Origin of the sequence: Streptomyces sp. NPDC127177, from assembly GCF_042672475.1 — a bacterium.
Lineage (GTDB): Bacteria > Actinomycetota > Actinomycetes > Streptomycetales > Streptomycetaceae > Streptomyces.
Genome location: NZ_JBHXUW010000002.1, coordinates 232,356 through 247,999 on the forward strand (window position 1 = coordinate 232,356; position 15,644 = coordinate 247,999).

At 70.6% G+C, this 15,644-nt stretch carries 16 protein-coding genes; 5 read left to right on the forward strand and 11 right to left on the reverse strand.

Features of this window, described 5'->3' with window-relative positions; all coding sequences use genetic code 11:
* Positions 1-194 precede the first annotated feature (194 nt).
* The 8 genes from ACFVJX_RS03430 to ACFVJX_RS03465 form a co-directional block, all read right to left on the reverse strand.
* Entirely contained in the window at positions 195-983 is a 789-nt protein-coding gene (locus ACFVJX_RS03430) for an enoyl-CoA hydratase/isomerase family protein (protein ID WP_384125383.1), read from the reverse strand.
* A complete protein-coding gene (locus tag ACFVJX_RS03435; RefSeq protein ID WP_384125385.1) occupies positions 980-2,227 on the reverse strand; it encodes a cytochrome P450 in 1,248 nt (415 codons plus the stop codon). The genes ACFVJX_RS03430 and ACFVJX_RS03435 overlap by 4 nt, the downstream gene beginning before the upstream one ends.
* Before the next feature lie 93 nt (positions 2,228-2,320).
* Positions 2,321-3,706, reverse strand: coding sequence for a cytochrome P450 (locus tag ACFVJX_RS03440; RefSeq protein WP_384125387.1), 1,386 nt, complete (start codon positions 3,704-3,706; stop codon positions 2,321-2,323).
* A 9-nt stretch (positions 3,707-3,715) separates the two neighbouring features.
* Complete coding sequence (locus tag ACFVJX_RS03445; protein WP_384125389.1) at positions 3,716-4,276, reverse strand: ATP/GTP-binding protein; 561 nt, start codon at positions 4,274-4,276, stop codon at positions 3,716-3,718.
* A 3-nt stretch (positions 4,277-4,279) separates the two neighbouring features.
* The gene (locus ACFVJX_RS03450; RefSeq protein WP_384125390.1) at positions 4,280-4,669 is read right to left on the reverse strand and encodes a DUF742 domain-containing protein; all 390 of its coding nucleotides are present in this window, start codon (positions 4,667-4,669) and stop codon (positions 4,280-4,282) included.
* The gene (locus tag ACFVJX_RS03455) at positions 4,662-5,507 is read right to left on the reverse strand and encodes a roadblock/LC7 domain-containing protein (protein ID WP_384125392.1); all 846 of its coding nucleotides are present in this window, start codon (positions 5,505-5,507) and stop codon (positions 4,662-4,664) included. The genes ACFVJX_RS03450 and ACFVJX_RS03455 overlap by 8 nt, the downstream gene beginning before the upstream one ends.
* The gene (locus ACFVJX_RS03460) at positions 5,504-6,688 is read right to left on the reverse strand and encodes an ATP-binding protein (RefSeq protein ID WP_384125394.1); all 1,185 of its coding nucleotides are present in this window, start codon (positions 6,686-6,688) and stop codon (positions 5,504-5,506) included. The genes ACFVJX_RS03455 and ACFVJX_RS03460 overlap by 4 nt, the downstream gene beginning before the upstream one ends.
* A gap of 395 nt (positions 6,689-7,083) precedes the next feature.
* Positions 7,084-7,899, reverse strand: a complete 816-nt coding sequence (locus tag ACFVJX_RS03465; protein WP_384125396.1) for an SAM-dependent methyltransferase — start codon at positions 7,897-7,899, stop codon at positions 7,084-7,086.
* Between the two features lie 224 nt (positions 7,900-8,123).
* Between ACFVJX_RS03465 and ACFVJX_RS03470 the strand changes: the two genes are divergently transcribed.
* The 3 genes from ACFVJX_RS03470 to ACFVJX_RS03480 all read left to right on the forward strand — a co-directional run bounded on the left by ACFVJX_RS03470 (position 8,124) and on the right by ACFVJX_RS03480 (position 11,756).
* On the forward strand, positions 8,124-9,530 hold the full coding sequence (locus ACFVJX_RS03470) for a lipase family protein (RefSeq protein WP_384125398.1): 1,407 nt from the start codon (positions 8,124-8,126) through the stop codon (positions 9,528-9,530).
* Between the two features lie 169 nt (positions 9,531-9,699).
* Positions 9,700-10,341, forward strand: coding sequence for a CatB-related O-acetyltransferase (locus ACFVJX_RS03475; protein ID WP_384125400.1), 642 nt, complete (start codon positions 9,700-9,702; stop codon positions 10,339-10,341).
* A gap of 239 nt (positions 10,342-10,580) precedes the next feature.
* A complete protein-coding gene (locus ACFVJX_RS03480; protein WP_384125402.1) occupies positions 10,581-11,756 on the forward strand; it encodes a macrolide family glycosyltransferase in 1,176 nt (391 codons plus the stop codon).
* A gap of 117 nt (positions 11,757-11,873) precedes the next feature.
* On the opposite strand, the gene ACFVJX_RS03485 is transcribed toward ACFVJX_RS03480, so the two are convergent.
* On the reverse strand, positions 11,874-12,851 hold the full coding sequence (locus ACFVJX_RS03485) for a helix-turn-helix transcriptional regulator (RefSeq protein WP_384125404.1): 978 nt from the start codon (positions 12,849-12,851) through the stop codon (positions 11,874-11,876).
* A gap of 110 nt (positions 12,852-12,961) precedes the next feature.
* Between ACFVJX_RS03485 and ACFVJX_RS03490 the strand changes: the two genes are divergently transcribed.
* Positions 12,962-13,702: an NIPSNAP family protein gene (locus ACFVJX_RS03490; protein WP_384125406.1), complete on the forward strand. Its 741-nt coding sequence runs from the start codon at positions 12,962-12,964 to the stop codon at positions 13,700-13,702.
* Positions 13,703-13,741: 39 nt separating this feature from the next.
* Here the strand turns inward: ACFVJX_RS03490 and ACFVJX_RS03495 are convergent, their stop codons facing one another.
* A complete protein-coding gene (locus ACFVJX_RS03495) occupies positions 13,742-14,563 on the reverse strand; it encodes an SDR family NAD(P)-dependent oxidoreductase (RefSeq protein ID WP_384125408.1) in 822 nt (273 codons plus the stop codon).
* 115 nt (positions 14,564-14,678) lie between these two features.
* Here ACFVJX_RS03495 and ACFVJX_RS03500 point away from each other — a divergent pair, with 115 nt between their 5' ends.
* Positions 14,679-15,278, forward strand: a complete 600-nt coding sequence (locus ACFVJX_RS03500) for a TetR/AcrR family transcriptional regulator (protein ID WP_384125410.1) — start codon at positions 14,679-14,681, stop codon at positions 15,276-15,278.
* Positions 15,279-15,356: 78 nt separating this feature from the next.
* Here the strand turns inward: ACFVJX_RS03500 and ACFVJX_RS03505 are convergent.
* The coding region (locus ACFVJX_RS03505; RefSeq protein ID WP_385743625.1) for an electron transfer flavoprotein subunit alpha/FixB family protein at positions 15,357-15,644 on the reverse strand (288 nt) is incomplete at its 5' end.

The following is a 15,644-nucleotide window of genomic DNA, read 5'->3' on the forward strand; positions in this document are numbered from 1 at the left end:
CGCCGCTGCCCCCGGTCCGAGGCCGAGCCGGGCCGGCGCACCGGCGCGCACGCCCCGTACGGACCGCACGCACACGCCCCGCACGCACACGCCCCGCACCGACCGCACGCATGCGGTCCGTACGGGGCGCTCGGGGGGACGGGGCCGGCGGGGTGCCGCGGGCCCGCCCGTCGGGTCAGTGGCTCACCGGGGGCTCACGTCGGGCGCGGGGCCCGCTGCTGGTTGATGTGGGCCGTGAGCAGATGGGCGTCGAGCAGCGAGACGTCCGCCGTCCGGTCCGCGCGGGCGTAGCCGGTCAGCATGCGTTTGGTCAGGACCAGGGCCTCGGGGGAGCGGCGGACGAGAGGTCTCGTCCAGGCGGCGATGACCTCGTCCAGCCGGTCGAGGGGAGCGGTCCGGTGCAGGAGCCCCAGGCGGTGGGCGGTGGGCGCGTCGAAGACCTCGCAGGTGAGCATGAGCTCACGGATCCTGGCGGCGCCGACCTCGGAGACCAGCCGGCCCATCGCTCCGCCCCAGGCGGGCGGGAGCCCGACGCCGACCTCCGGCATGCGGAAGCGGCAGGTGTCCGCGCCGGCGCGCAGATCGCAGAACGAGGCGAGGGCCAGTCCGGCACCGACCACCCGGCCGTGGAGCCGGGCGATCGTGACGGCGTGGGTGTTCTCCAGGGCCTGACACAGCCGCTGCGCCTTGTCCGCGATGCGGCGCAGACCGGCTCCGCTGGGATCGGCGGTGAGCGCCTCCTGGTACTCGTTGCGGTCGGCGCCCAGACAGAAGTCCGCGCCCAGGGACGAGAGGACCAGCACGCGGATGTCAGGGCGCTCGTGGAGATCGTCGAGCAGAAGGAGGAGGTCGTCGAGGGCGGCGGTGCCCAGACTGTCGTCCTGCTCCCAGGGGTTGAGCCCGACATGGAGCACGGGCCCGTCCTGCTCGACGCGTATCGCCTTGCGGGACGAACCTGTCAGAGAGTGGGTTGATTCGGTCATGCGAGGGCGACATCCAGATTCAGCAGGCGCCGGAAGGCCACCCGGGGGGCCATGGAGGGGCGGCGCACGAGGGTGAGCCGGGGGAGCCGGCGTATGAGTTGACGGAGGAGTACCTGGGCCTCCAGACGGGCGAGCGGCGCACCCAGGCAGTAGTGGATGCCCCCGCTGAAGGCGAGGTGGGCGGGTTTGCGCCGGGGGTCGAAGAGGGCGGGGTCACTGTGCCTGGCGGGGTCGCGGTGGGCCGCTCCCACCATGAGGTGGACCATCTCGTCCTTGCGTATCTCCCACCCCGACAGGACGCAGTCCTCCGCGGCCACCCGGCTGATGACGTGGGTCGGCGGGTCGTAGCGCAGTGTCTCCTCCACGAACCCGGGGACCAGGTCCGGGTTGTCGGCGACCATGTTCCAGCGCTCCGGATGCTCGACGAGCAGGAGCGTCATGGTCGTCAGGAGCTGCGAGGTGGTCTCCAGGGCGGCCAGCAGGACGAACAGGACCAGGAAGTAGACGGCCTCGTCGGCCTTGTCCGGGTCGGGTTCCAGCGCGTCCCACGTCTGTATCCAGCGCGATACGGGGTCGTCACCCGGGTGGGCGCGCCGGTCGGCGACCAGCTCCATGAAGTAGACGCGGAGCTCGGCCGTGGCCGCGTCGGACGCCGCCAGCTGGCTTGCCGAGGGCAGCAGTTCCTGGGTGAAGACCTGGTCGTGGGTCAGCTCCCGCAGACGGGGCCAGTCGGCGGCCGGCAGACCGAGCCAGCCACCGATGGTGGCGACCGGCAGCTCCTCGCCCACGAGGGCCGCGAAGTCCGCCTCCCCGTCGCGCAACTGCTCCGACAGGGTGTCCAGGAGCCGGTCCGTGGTCGTGTTCACCGTCCGGCTGATCTGCTCCACGGTGGACCGGTCGAACGTGCCGGCCGCCCGGCGAGCCCGGGTGTGGTCCGGCGCGTTGAGCGCGGCCAGCGTGTTGCTCATCTCCTGTGACGAGGAGGCGTTCCAGCGGGTGCCCGGACCCTGTCTGTCACGCCACCGCTTGTCGGGCTCGAGCCAGTCCCGGCTGCGCAACACCTGGTCGCACACGGCGAAGCCGGTGACGAGGGAGCCGCCCCAGGGGGCCGGACTGACCTCGCCCCTCGCCAGCAACTCCTCGTATATGGGGAAGGGATCGGCCTGCCCTCCTACCGTCCGCAGACGGGAGAACAGGGAGGCGGACGCCCTGCGGTCGTGCGTGGGAGTGGTGACAACGCCCATGATGGCGGCTCCTTTCCGAGAACCAGCCGCCATGCATACCCGCATGATCGTTGAAACATCCAATAACACAGGGAACTCAGGAGGTTACTTAAGTCACTCGCCCCTCGTCCATGCCAGGAACCGGCTGAACATGCCTCCCTTGGAGTGCCCCGCGGAGGCGTTACCGGGACCCGACGGCCGTGCTGCGGAACGCTGTTCGGCGGTGGGCTGCTGCTGCGAGTTCTGGGACGCGGCCTGCGGATGCGCGGTCTCGGCGGCCGACGGCACCACCCTCGGGGTGAAGCGGACCGGCAGGGTCACCAGTGAGCGGCTCCACGGGGTCGGTGCCCAGGCGAGCGTCTTGAACGGGACGCGCATCTCGATGTCGGGCAGCCGGTTGAGGAGGGTCTCGACGGCGGTGACCGCGATCATGAACGCCGGGTCCTTGGCGGGGCACGCGTGCGGACCGGCTCCGAAGGCCAAGTGCGCCTTGGCACTGAGCTGCTGACGGTGCTCGGTCAGCTTGGGGTCGGTGTTGGCCGCTGCGAACGAGATCAGCACCGGATCGTTGGCCCGGAGCACCCTGCCGCCCAGATCGACGTCGTGGGTCGGGTAGTGGGCCGCGTAGTTGGCGATCGGCGCGTAGTTCCACAGGGCCTGCGCGACGGCGTCCTCGACCGGCAGCCCGGTCTGCCATTCCTCGCCGAGGTACAGCGCGCCGCTCGTCGCGATGGCCGCGGTCAGCGGCGCGGTACCACCGGAGAGCAGGGTGACGAGCTGATGCAGCACCTCCTCGTCGGTGAGCTGGGCCGAGTGCTCCATCAGACGCGTCGTCAGGTCGGTCCCGGGGCGGCGGTGCTTGAGCGCGATCAGCTCGGTGAGCGCCCCGCCGAGCACCTCGTCGGCGCCGGGGGTGCCCTCGAAGATTCCGCTGATCCCGGCGATCACCCGGTCGCCGATCTCGGGCGGGCAGCCGAACAGATTGCTGAAGACCAGCAGCGGCAGCGGCTGGGCGTACTCGGCCATCAGCTCCGCCTGGCCACGCGGCTCGGCGCTGAAGCGGCTGATCAGGTACTCGGCGGACTGCTGCGTCTGCCGGACGAGGTGCAGCTCGTTGATCGTGGCGAGGCTGTCGGTGACCGCCTGCCGCAGCCGGGCGTGCGCCGCGCCGTCGCTGAACAGTGCGTTGGGGCGGTAGCTCATCATGGGCAGCGCCGGGCTGTCCGCCGGGACGCGCCCCTCGTTCAGCGCGTTCCAGCGGCGGGAGTCGCGGACGAAGGACGCCGGGTTCTGCAGGACGTACAGGGCGGCGTCGTAGCTGGTGACCAGCTCGACCTGGACATCGGGGGCGATGTCCACGGGGGCGCTCAGGCCGAACGAGCGCAGATGCGCGTAGTGGCCGTCGGGGTCGGCCCCGAACGAGGGGCCGTACAGCTGGACGTTCGCGTGCGCGGGGCAGCCGGGAGGGGGTATCTCCTGGCCGTCAAGCGGCTGTTGCATTGCGTGCTCCTAGCCGAGCAGGGACATGAGGTGTTTGACGAGGGTGATGAGTGCCTGGGCCGAGGAGTTCTCGTCGCGTACGTCGCACTTCACGACGGGGGTCTCGGACGTCAGGTTCAGCGCCTCTCGGACTTCGTCGAGCGGGTAGTCCGTGGTGCCCTCGAAGTGATTGACGCCGATCGCGTAGGTCAGGCCGAAGCTCTCGACCAGGTCCAGGACGGGGAAGGATTCGTGCAGCCGCTCGGGGTCGACGAGGACCAGCGCGCCCAGCGCGCCCCGGGACAGTTCCTCCCACATCTCCTTGAAGCGCTCCTGGCCGGGCGTTCCGAAGAGATAGAGCACCAGCGTGTCACTGAGCGTGAGACGGCCGAAGTCCATGGCCACCGTGGTGGTCTTCTTGAGAGGGGTGCCCGACAGGTCGTCGTACCCCTCGCTGGCCTCGGTGATCTCCTCCTCGGTCCGCAGCGGCTCGATCTCGGAGAGGCTTCCGATGCAGGTGGTCTTCCCGACTCCGAAATGCCCCACAACGAGGATCTTCACCGCATTGGAGACGTCTGGATCCAAGTGCACGCGTTACGCTCCGAATCGATTCTTCAGGCCTTCGAGCACGGCGCTGACCAGTTCTCTGTCGACACGTTCGGCGCGCGGTATCGGTCTCCTCACGAGGATGAGGCTGTCCTCCTCCAACTGCGCGAGCAGAATGCGCACGATGCCCAGTGGGAGGTGCGTGTGGCCGGCGACTTCGGCCACGGACAGGAAGCCGTCGGTGACCAGCTCCATGACCTGGCTCGCCTCGGGGGAGAGCGTGCGCGCCGTGGCCGAAGCGTCCTGTGCCGCCATGACGAGGGTGGTGTGTTCGTACTCGTGGTCCGGCGGCAGGGCCCGCCCGTTGGTGATGACGAAGAGTGGGACTAACGGGGTGGTCAGCTCCAGGTCGAGATCCTGCTCGGGTTCGTCAGGCATGGCCCGCCGCCTCCCCCCGTGCTGTCGGTGCGGTCAGTCTGGGCACCACCTCGTGCAGACGCGTGGTGAACTCCTCGATGTCGCAGTCGTGTTCGGCGGCGGCGGCCAGGAAGGCACCGGGCCCGGCAGCCATCAGGAAGATCCAGCCGTGCTGGAACTCGATGACCGTCTGCCGCCACTCGGCGCCCTCCAGGACGCCCGCGAACTGCGAGGTGACCCTGCTGTACGCGTGGATGCCCGTCATGGCGGCGGATATCGTGTCCGCCAGGTCCCTGTTCATCCCGCTGGTCGCCCCGCGGGGCAGACCGTCCGACCCCAGCAGTACCGCGTGCCGGGCGCCCTGGACACCGGAGATCACCCGGTCGAGCTCCGCGAGCACGAAACCGGAGTCCCCACTGCCGCCGCGCCGCGGCGTGCCGGTGTTGCGGGTGCCGGCGTCGTCCTCCGTGTTCACCCTCGGCGGCGAGGTGAGGTTGTTTCCCAGCCGGGCCACGAGGCGGTGCATGCGGAAGGAGATCTGCTGCATGTCGACGTCGGGCGCCGCCGCGGCGGCCAGGTACGCACCCTGTCCCGCTCCGATCAGGAAGCTCCACCCGTGGGAGAACTCGATGATCGTCTGGTTCCACTGCCGGTCCTCCTCCGGCCCCGCGAAGTGTGCCGTGGCCCGGCTGAGCGACTGCATCCCGGCCATGGCGGCGGAGATGGTGCGCACATCCTTCTCGGCCAGGCCCTCCGTGGCCCCACGAGGAAGGCCGTCAGCGGAGAGCAGGACGGCGTGCCGTGCCCGGGGCACGTTGTGCACGATGTCCTCGAGCATCCACGACAGGTCTGCGCTCATGTGTCTTCGGACCCTTCGAGCGGCGTGACATCAAGGTTGCGGCCCGAGAGCGTGCCGCGCTGGAAAGCGCCCAGGCTGCGTCCGGAGGAGCGGCCGGTCTCCTCGGAGGCCCGGGGTGCCGGACGGTCGGTCTCGGGGTCGGGCACGCTCGCGATGGGCGCCTGGCGCGCCCCGCGCTTGGGCAGACCGTGCGTCGTGCGGGGCGCCGCGCTCTGTGGCCGCCCCTCGTTGCGCAGGATGCTGCTGACGGGGGCCTCCTGGGCCGGGGGTGTCTCCTCCATGGTCCACAGCTCCTCGGGCAACAGGACGACGGCCCGGACGCCGCCGTACCGGGAGACTCCGGTGACATCCACCTTGAAGCCGTACTGACGCGCGATCAGGCCGATCACCGGGAAACCGAACTTCGGCTGGTTGCCGAGCTGCGAGAGCCGCGGGACGACATCGCCGGCCAGCAGCTCGGTCGCCCGCTGCCGGTCCTCGTCGTTCATGCTGACACCGGCGTCGTCGATGACGATGCACAGATTGTTCTGGATCCGCTGGAACGTCACCTCGATCGGAGCGTCCTGCTGGGAGAAGCTGGCAGCGTTGTCAAGCAGCTCCGCCACGGCCAGCGCCACGGGAGCGACGGCCGACGCCTTCAGCGCCAGACCGGTCTGCTGCATGATGGCGACCCGGTTGAAGTTACGGATCTGCCCCTGGGCGCTGCGCACCACGTCGTAGACGCTGGCGGGCCTGTTACGGCGGCCGAGCGGCGCACCGCACATGACCGCGATGCCCTGTGCCTTACGCGCCATCTGCGCGTTGGCGTGGTTGACCTCCAGCAGGTCGCTCAGTACCGCGTGACCGCCGTACTTCCGCTGCACGCCGTCCAGGAGCATCGTCTGCTCGGCCGCGAGGCTCTGCAGGAAGCTGGCGGCGCCCTTGAGGACCGCCTTGGTGTTCTCCTCGGCCGCCTCCTTGGCCTCTCGGAGGGTGCCGTCCTGCTCGCTCATGAACCGGTGCAGTTCGGCTCTCGACACATGGAGTTGGCTGTCTGATGCGTGGAGCTGGCGCCTCAGCTCCGCCTCGGTCTGCTTCTTCTTCGCCCCGAGGGCTCTGTTGCGGGCGGCGAGTGCCACGGCCGCGACCACGGCTATCGCCGCCACCGCAACCAAGCACCACACAAGTGCGTCTTGAATCATGGAAACCTTTCCCGGCGCATGGCATGCGGACGGCGACGGGCACACCTCGCGAGGTACCTGCGACGCGGCCGCTCGGCACGGACCGGCCGCTGTTGCGTGGAGAGACAGGCCGCCGATCGCAAATCAGCATCTGAACCTATTGGATCAAGATCACAGATGCCGGGATGCTATCACCGGATGGGCTCCCCGGCCGACCTCTGTCACGGCCTCAGAATCGTTCAACACGCGCTCTGTGCAGGCATGTTGAAGGGCCCGCTCGCCTGTGGCGTGGCCGGCACCCGCATCCCTCACCGTGGGCCCCCGAATGGCTCAGGGGTCTTCACAAAAGGAATAACAATCTCTCATATGTGGTTGTGCCGTGAACAACCGGTGCCCCGGTGTTCCGGTTCGCGGCCCTACGGCTTGCGGCCGACCGCCACGTATCCCGCGCTGATGACGTCGTCCTGGCCGGGGACCGGTTCGCCGAGCTCCGGGTGCCATGCCTCCGCGGTCACGATCCCGGGCTCGACGACGTCCAGGCCGTCGAAGAACGCCGAGACCTGATCGCGGCTGCGCGGGGCCAGTGTGAGCGTGTTGGCCTTGTACATCTCGTCGACCTTCCGGGCCTTCTCCGGCTGGAAGTCGGCGGTGAGGTGCGAGATCACCACATGGCTGCCGGGCGCCAGTACGTCGGTCAGCCTGCTCACCAGCTCGTAGGCGCCGTCCTCGTCGCTCACGAAGTGCAGCAGCGCGATCATCGAGAGGGCCACCGGCCTGCTGAAGTCGAGCGTCCTGCCCGCCCGTTCGAGGATGGCGTCCACGTTCCGGGCGTCGGCCTGTACGTAGTCGATCGCGCCCTCGGGAGCGCCGTTCAGCAGGGCTTCGGCGTGGGCCAGCACGATCGGGTCGTTATCGCAGTACACGACCCGGGTGGCGGGAGCGGCCTGCTGGGCCACCTGGTGGAGGTTGGGCTCGGTGGGTATCCCCGTCCCGATGTCGAGGAACTGCCGGATGCCCTGTTCCGACAGCCAGCGGGTGGCGCGGTGCATGAAGGCGCGGTTCACCTTGGCCATCACCGGAATTCCGGGTTCGACTGCGAGCATCTGCCCGCCCATCGCCTCGTCGACCGGGTAGTTGTCCTTGCCGCCGAGGAACCAGTCGTACATCCGCGCCGGGTGCGGCTTGCTGGTGTCGATGTGCAGGGGTGCGGCGTCGCCGGCCGGTCGGGACATGGTGAACTCCAGGGGCGTGAGGCATCGGGTGATCAGCTCGCCCCAAGAATAGGGAACTTGTGCGCCCCGGAGGTGCCCCGGAGATGACCCGGTTCGAGCCGTTGTGGAGCGGCCCCGTGTCGAACCGATGGTTACCAACGCGTAACTTACCGCTGGGTTACCCTCGGTAAGTTCCACTGCTAGCTTGCGCTCACCTGCATTCGGAGCAGAGCGAGGAGTGAACTGTGAGCCGCAAGAACACCCGTTCGTGTTCCACCTTCGATACCGCGGACCCGGCGACCGCAACCGGTCACCGGCAACGCCCGGGAGTCGCGCGAGTGCTGGCCGTCGCGGTGACGACGGCGGCCTGTGCGGTCGCCTACGCCGTACCCGCGACCGCCGCCGACGGGACACAGTCAGTGGTGTCCCGGGGCGTGACGATCCCCGACTTCTACAACCCTCCCACCGAACTCCCCAGCGCCAACGGCGCCTTGATCCGCCAGGAGCCGCTGCCCCTGGGCCTGAGCATTCCGGGCCTCGACGGCCGGCCCATGCCGGGCACCGCCACCCGGCTGATGTACAAGTCAACCGACTCCGGCGGGCAGCCGGTCGCCGTGACCGGCGCCTACATCGAACCGTCGGCCGCCTGGAAGGGCGGCGGTGCGCGACCGCTGGTCGCGGTGGCCTCCGGCACGATGGGCCAGGGCGACCAGTGCGCCCCTTCGATGGCCCTCCAGTACCCGCTGACCCTGAACGGCGAGACCGTGTCTGTCGGTTACGAGGCCCTGGCGATCTACCGCCTGCTCTCCGCGGGCACGGCGGTCGTCGTCACCGACTACGTCGGACTCGGCACCACCGACCGGCTGCACACCTACGTCAACCGTGTCGACGAGGGACACGCCCTGCTGGACGCGGCCCGCGCCGCGCACGCCGTGCCGGGCGCGTCCATCACCCCGAAGTCGCGCACCGGACTGTACGGGTACAGCCAGGGCGGCGGAGCCAGTGCCTCGGCCGCCGAACTGCAACCCTCCTACGCACCCGACATCGAACTGTCCGGCACCTACTCCGGTGCGCCGCCCGCCGACCTCACCGCGGTGATGAAGGGCATCGACGGCAGCGCCCTCGCCGGTGCGCTGGCGTGGTCGATCAACGGCTTCGCCCAGGCCGACTCGGACCTCCGCGACGTCGTCGAGGCCAACGTCAACGCCGCGGGCAAGGCCGCGCTGAAGGACGCGTCGACCATGTGCGTCGGCGACGCGATCCTCGGCTACGGCTTCGCCAAGAGCAGTAAGTGGACCAACAGCGGCAAGTCCATCGGTGACGTCATCGCGGCCGAGCCCCGGGCGCAGGCCGCTCTCGACAAGCAGCGCATCGGGAACCTCAAGCCCGCCGGCCCGGTGCGTCTGGCGACCGGGATCCAGGACGACATCGTTCCCCACCGCCAGGCCCGGCAGCTGGCGGTGGACTGGTGCCACAAGGGTGCCAACGTGACCTACGACGCCGTCATCCTGCCGAACCTCGGCGACAAGCTCCTCACCAACCACGTGGTTCCGCTCATCACCGACCAGGGCGAAGCGATCTCGTGGCTGACCGACCGCCTCGCGGGCCGGCCCGCCACGTCCAACTGCTGGTCCATGCCGGTCCAGCCCTGACCCGGCCCTCCCTTCCGCTCCCACCGGGCCGCCCGCCCGGTGGGAGCGGTGCCGTTTCCGGTCGGAGCGGCCGGGTGGGTGCGGCGGCGCGGTAAACCGCTGTCGTGACGGGGCGGCGGGCGCGACCATGGACCGGTCCTGCCCGCCGACCGTGAGGAACCAACGCGCCATGCCGGTGCCCGCCGACCCGACCGTGGTCCACCCGATGCCCGACCAGCCGAGGGTGGTGCAGCTCAGACCACTGGTGAAGTCCCCGCTGATCGAGGTCGGGGAGTACTCCTACTACGACGACCCGGACGACGCGACCGCGTTCGAGACGCGCAACGTGCTCTACCACTACGGCCCGGAGAAGCTGGTCATCGGCAGGTTCTGCGCGCTGGGCACGGGCGTGCGCTTCATCATGAACGGCGCCAACCACCGTATGGACGGCCCTTCCACCTTTCCGTTCCCCACCCTGGGCGGATCGTGGGCCGACCACTTCGACCTGCTGACCGGGCTGCCCGGCCGCGGGGACACCGTCGTCGGCAACGACGTCTGGTTCGGCCACAGCGCGACGATCATGCCCGGGGTGCGGATCGGACACGGCGCGATCATCGGCACCGGTTCCGTGGTCACCAGGGACGTGCCCGACTACGGGATCGTCGGCGGCAACCCGGCCCGCCTCATCCGCACCCGCCACAGCGAACGGGACATCGCCCGGCTGCTCGCGCTGGCCTGGTGGGACTGGCCCGCGGAACACATCACGGAGCACGTACGCACCCTCATGTCCGGCAGCGTCGACGCGCTCGAGGCCGCGGCCCCGTCCGTGTGACCGCGCTGCCGGGGCGGCCCCGGCGGCCCGCGGAAATCCATGTGCGGCCGGACCGGACGGGAGATAGGGTCCCCGGCATGCACTTCCACCAGATCTACGGCTGACGCGGTACGGGGCAGCGCCCCGCCCGCGTCCGGCATGCCCGTGTGCGCGCCCACGGCCCGGCATCTGCGCCGGGGTGGCCGACGCACCGGTCCGCCGTGTCCCTTTCGCCGCAGACCTGAGAAGAGTGATGTTCCATGTCCCGTCCCCGCGCACACATCGCGATGGCCGGCATCCCCGCCGTCAGCCACGTCCTGCCGAGCCTCGAGATCATCCGCGAACTGGTGGCCCGCGGCCACCGGGTGACGTACGCCAACGATCCGGCGGTGGCCGAGCGGATCGAGGCCACCGGCGCCGAGTTCGTCCCGTACGACTCCGTGCTGCCGGTCGCGGACAACAACTGGCCCGACGACCCCATCGCCGCGATGAGCCTCTTCCTCGACGAGGCCGTGCAGGCCCTTCCGCAGCTGCGGGCCTTCTACGACGACGACCCCGCCGACCTCTACCTGTACGACATCGGCGCGTACGCCGCGCGTGCGCTGGCCGAATCGCAGAACCGCCCCCTCATGCAGCTTTCCCCGACCTTCGTCGCCTGGGAGGGCTACGAACAGGACGTGGCGGCGCACGTCTGGGCGCTGCCCGGCGCCGACGCGTACCGGTCGAGGTTCGGCCGCTGGCTCGCCGGGTGCGGCGCCACCACGACGGAGCTGGAGGGTTTCTGCGGCCGGCCCGCCCGGACCGTCGCCCTGATCCCCAGGGCGATGCAGCCGAACGCCGACGACGTCGACACGGACACGGTGACGTTCGTCGGTCCCTGCCTCGGCGGGCGCGGCGGCGAACAGCCCTGGACCCGACCGGCGGACGCCGAGAACGTCCTGCTGGTCTCGCTGGGCTCGGCGTACACCAACCGGCCCGGCTTCTACCGTCAGTGCCTGGCAGCGTACGGCGAACTGCCGGGCTGGCACGTCGTCCTCCAGGTCGGCCGGCACACCGACCGGCGGGAGCTCGGCGAGATCCCCTCCAACGTCGAAGTGCACTCCTGGGTACCGCAGCTGTCGATCCTGGAGCAGGCCGACGCCTTCATCACCCATGCGGGCATGGGCGGCAGCGCGGAAGGGCTCTTCACCGGCGTCCCGATGATCGCCGTCCCGCAGGGAGCGGAACAGTTCATGAACGCAGACCGGCTCGTGGAACTCGGCGTGGCCCGCCGCCTCGACACGGAGGACGCCACCGCCGACGCGCTGCGCGCCACCCTGGCCGAACTCGTCGCCGACCCCGAGGTGGCCGGCCGCTCGGCGCGACTCCGGGCGGCGGCGAGGGCCGAGGGCGGCACCACGAGGGCCGTCGCACTCGTCGAGGAACTGCTGGACTGATCCCTCCGGCCGCGCGGGCGGGGCGGTGACCGGTCTCCTGCCGCTCGTCACCCCGCCCGCGCGGCCACGACCACCGCCGCCCCTCGGGGGACCGCCCCACGGGCCGGCCGATTCCGTTCAGCCGGTTCCGTACGCCGCGGCGAGTACGCCCACCGTGTCGGCCATGGCCCGCCGCAGCTCCTTCGGGGCGACGACCTCCACGTCGGTGCCGAGTCGCAGCAGCTCGCCGCACGCGTGCTCGGTGCTCTCGGTCGGGATGACCGCCTCGGTCCATCCGGCGTCGCCGACGGAGACCGCGGTGCTCTCGGCCGCCCGCACGACCTCAGGGGGGAGGTTGTCGGGCAGGCGCCGGCGCCCCCGCGGGGACAGGCGGATGGTGGCTGTGCCGGTGAAGCGGCGTCTCTGGAAGTCGTCCAGGTAGGAGGTCCAGTACGCGCCGAGGTCGAAGCCCGGCGGACGGTCGAACCGCTCGTCACCCGGTGTCGCGTCGAGGACCTGGGTGACCCGGTAGACCGCGGTCCGGTCCGCCGTGGCGGCCACGAGGTACCAGACGCCGGACTTGAGGACCAGACCGTAGGGGCGAAGGCGGCGTTCCACCTCCTGCGGGGCGCGCCAGCGGCGGTAACGCACGTCCACCACGCTCCGGGTGAGCACCGCGTCGACGAACAGGGGGAGATACGGGGTTCGTTCGGGCTCCCGGTACCAGGCCGGGGCGTCCAGGTGGAACACCGCCTCGGTCTGCGCCGCCTCCTCGCGCAGCCCGGCCGGCAGCGAGGCCAGCAGCTTCAGCCGCGCTCCCGCCACCTCCGCCGCGAGCCCCAGATCGGCGGCGGGCCCGGGGAGACCGGCGAACAGCAGGGCCCGCGCCTCACCCTGGCTCATCCCGGTCAGGCGGGTGCGGTAGCCGTCGAGCAGCCGGTAGCCGCCGTTGCGGCCCGGCTCGGCGTAGACCGGCACTCCGGCGGCCTGGAGACGGGCCACGTCGCGGTAGGCCGTCCGCACCGACACCCCCAGCTCGTCGGCGATCCCGCGCGCCGGAACACGGCCACGTGACTGGAGCAGGAGCAACACCGACAACAGACGACCAGCGGACATGGGCCCATTCTCCCCGGAAACCCTGACACCCCCTGGCACATATGCGTCCTACGGTCGGTCCGTACCCGGCTCCGACCGAACGAGCCGGGAGCCGAACAGGAGTCCCTCGCGTGCCCCTCACCGATACGTCAGGCCACCGCCCCGCCGTGATCGAACTTCGCCAGTACACGCTGCGTCCCGGCCGACGCGACGAACTCATCGAGCTGTTCGACCGGGAGTTCGTCGAAACCCAGGAGGCGGCCGGGATGTCCGTGCTCGGCCAGTTCCGCGACCTCGACGACCCGGACCGCTTCGTCTGGTTGCGCGGGTTCCCGGACATGGGGGCGCGGAAGCGGGCACTCTCGGCCTTCTACGGCGGCGCTGTCTGGGCGGAGCACGGCCCCCGGGCCAACGACACCATGGCCGACTCCGACGACGTCCTGCTGCTGCGGCCCCTGCCGGACGGGAACGGCACCGACGCCTCCCCGCCCCAGAGGCCTCCGGTCGGCACCGCGGCACCGGACCGGTTCGTGGCCGCCACCGTATGGTCCTTCCCGCCCGCACGGGACGACGGCATCGTGCTGATCCAGGACCGCCTCCTGCCCGTGCTCCGGGAGACCGGACCCGCACCGCTCGCCGTCCTCACCACGGAGACGGCCCCCAACACCTTCCCCCGGCTGCCCGTGCGCACCGGGGAGAACGTCGCCGTGGTCCTCAGCGCCCACCCCGACGAGCGCGCGTACCGAGAGCACCTCTCCGACGTCCTGGCTCACGCCGCCGTGCGGGACGAGATCCTGCCCGGCATCGAGCGGGAGCAGTCCGAGGCCCCCCGGACACTGCGGCTGGCACCCACCGGTCGCTCGATCGTCTGAGGGGCACTTGGCGCGGGGGCGGGGCGGGCGCGGTACCGGTCAGCCCGGGGCCTTGCGGCTGAGTTCCTCCCATGCCTCGTAGAGCCCGGCCCTGGCCCGGTTCAGTGTCTGGACCTGGTCGTAGGACCGGCCGCCGACGACGAGCCGTCGGGGCGGTTCCGGCAGACCGGCCAGCTCCATGATGACGGGCGCGGCCGTGGCCGGGGGCGGCCCGGTCTCGTCGCCCCACATCTCCGCCAGTTCGGCGCGCAGGCTTTCGTAGTGCGGGAGGGCCTCGGTCGTCGTGGTGCCCTGGGTGAACAGGCCGGTGTCGTAGCCGCCCATCTCCACGACGGTGACCTTGACGCCGAACCGCTCGGCCTCCATGGCCAGTGCCTCGCTCACCGAGCCGAGCGCCGCCTTGCCCGCACCGTAGAAGCCGACGGACGCCATGCCCCCGGCGGCGCCCATCGATGTGACCTGGAGGATGCGCCCGGAGCCCTGTGCGCGCAGATGGGGCAGGACGGCTTGGGCGACCCAGACCGCGCCGAAGAAGTTGACGTCCAGATGTGCCCGGATCTGTTCCTCCGTGGCCTCTTCCACCATTCCGTAGAGCAGCCCGCCGGCGTTGTTGACCACGACGTCGAGCCGCCCGAAGGCCGCGGCGGCGAGGTCCGCGGCGTCGAACACGGCCCGGCGGTCGGAGACGTCCAGCGGCAGCGTGACGAGGGCGTCCGGGTACGCGTCGGCCAGGGCAGCGAGCGGCTCGATGTGACGGGCCGCGGCCACGACGCGGTCTCCGGCGGACAGGGCCGCCTCGGTGAACGCTCTGCCCAGGCCCCGCGAAGCACCGGTGATGAACCAGACTCTGGCGGTCGTCATTTGGATCCCACCTCCTGAGGCGAGACGGTTCGTCTCGTTGGGCTCGAGTGTGCAGGGTTGCCGTGGCCTTGTCAATGCGAACCGGTCCGTCTCGTTGAGGTGCTAGCCTGCGTTCATGTCCCAGGCCATGAAGCCGGACCGCTCCCGGCGCAGCGAACGTTCGCGACAGGCGATCCTTGAGGCGACCCGCGCGCTGGTCTCCGAGGTCGGGTACGGCAAGGTGGCGATCGAGACCATCGCCGCCCGGGCCGGTGTCGGCAAGCAGACGATCTACCGTTGGTGGCCGTCCAAGGGCGCGGTGATCTTCGATGCCTTCCTGGCGCTCAGCGAGGGCGCCGAGGGCCGGGCCGCGGCGCTGCCGGACACCGGCGACATCGAGGCCGACCTCCGGACGGTCATGCGCGCGACGGCCGCCGAGTTCGCCGACCCGGAGTTCGAGAAGCCGGTCCGGGCGCTCAACAACGAGATCAGCAACGACCCCGAGCTCGCCGCGCAGTACCGCGAGAAGCTGGCCCGGCCGGTGGACGAGGCCAAGAAGGAGCGACTGCGCAGCGCGCAGCGAGCAGGCCAGTTGGCTGCCGACGCCGACCTCGACCTGGTCCTGGAGGTGCTCTACGCGCCCTTGTTCCAGCGCTGGCTGCATCGCTCGGGACCACTGACCGCCGAGTACGCCGACGCGCTCGTTGACGTGACGCTCAGGGCGTTCCGGCCCTGAGGCCGTTCGAGGACAACGGCGCGGGGCCGCACGGTGTCTCCACCGTGCGGCCCCGGAACGCGCCTCGTGCCATGGGTGTCAGCCCTTGCGGGTGTTGACCTCTTCGGTGAGCTGGGGCACGACGTCGAAGAGGTCGCCGACGACGCCGTAGTCGACGAGGTCGAAGATCGGGGCCTCGGCGTCCTTGTTGACGGCGACGATCGTCTTCGAGGTCTGCATACCGGCCCGGTGCTGGATCGCGCCGGAGATACCCGAAGCGATGTACAGCTGCGGGGAGACCGACTTGCCGGTCTGGCCGACCTGGTTGGTGTGCGGGTACCAGCCCGCGTCGACCGCGGCACGCGAGGCACCGACCGCCGCACCCAG

Bases quoted from the DNA above. Each gene is read 5' to 3' on its own strand.
- ACFVJX_RS03450 (WP_384125390.1), bottom strand. From the start codon at position 4,669: ATGCCTGACGAACCCGAGCAGGATCTCGACCTGGAGCTGACCACCCCG.
- ACFVJX_RS03495 (WP_384125408.1), bottom strand. From the start codon at position 14,563: ATGACGACCGCCAGAGTCTGGTTCATCACCGGTGCTTCGCGGGGCCTG.
- ACFVJX_RS03430 (WP_384125383.1), bottom strand. From the start codon at position 983: ATGACCGAATCAACCCACTCTCTGACAGGTTCGTCCCGCAAGGCGATA.
- ACFVJX_RS03465 (WP_384125396.1), bottom strand. From the start codon at position 7,899: ATGTCCCGACCGGCCGGCGACGCCGCACCCCTGCACATCGACACCAGC.
- ACFVJX_RS03460 (WP_384125394.1), bottom strand. From the start codon at position 6,688: ATGATTCAAGACGCACTTGTGTGGTGCTTGGTTGCGGTGGCGGCGATA.
- ACFVJX_RS03440 (WP_384125387.1), bottom strand. From the start codon at position 3,706: ATGCAACAGCCGCTTGACGGCCAGGAGATACCCCCTCCCGGCTGCCCC.
- ACFVJX_RS03455 (WP_384125392.1), bottom strand. From the start codon at position 5,507: ATGAGCGCAGACCTGTCGTGGATGCTCGAGGACATCGTGCACAACGTG.
- ACFVJX_RS03485 (WP_384125404.1), bottom strand. From the start codon at position 12,851: ATGTCCGCTGGTCGTCTGTTGTCGGTGTTGCTCCTGCTCCAGTCACGT.
- ACFVJX_RS03500 (WP_384125410.1), top strand. From the start codon at position 14,679: ATGTCCCAGGCCATGAAGCCGGACCGCTCCCGGCGCAGCGAACGTTCG.
- ACFVJX_RS03480 (WP_384125402.1), top strand. From the start codon at position 10,581: ATGTCCCGTCCCCGCGCACACATCGCGATGGCCGGCATCCCCGCCGTC.
- ACFVJX_RS03475 (WP_384125400.1), top strand. From the start codon at position 9,700: ATGCCGGTGCCCGCCGACCCGACCGTGGTCCACCCGATGCCCGACCAG.
- ACFVJX_RS03435 (WP_384125385.1), bottom strand. From the start codon at position 2,227: ATGGGCGTTGTCACCACTCCCACGCACGACCGCAGGGCGTCCGCCTCC.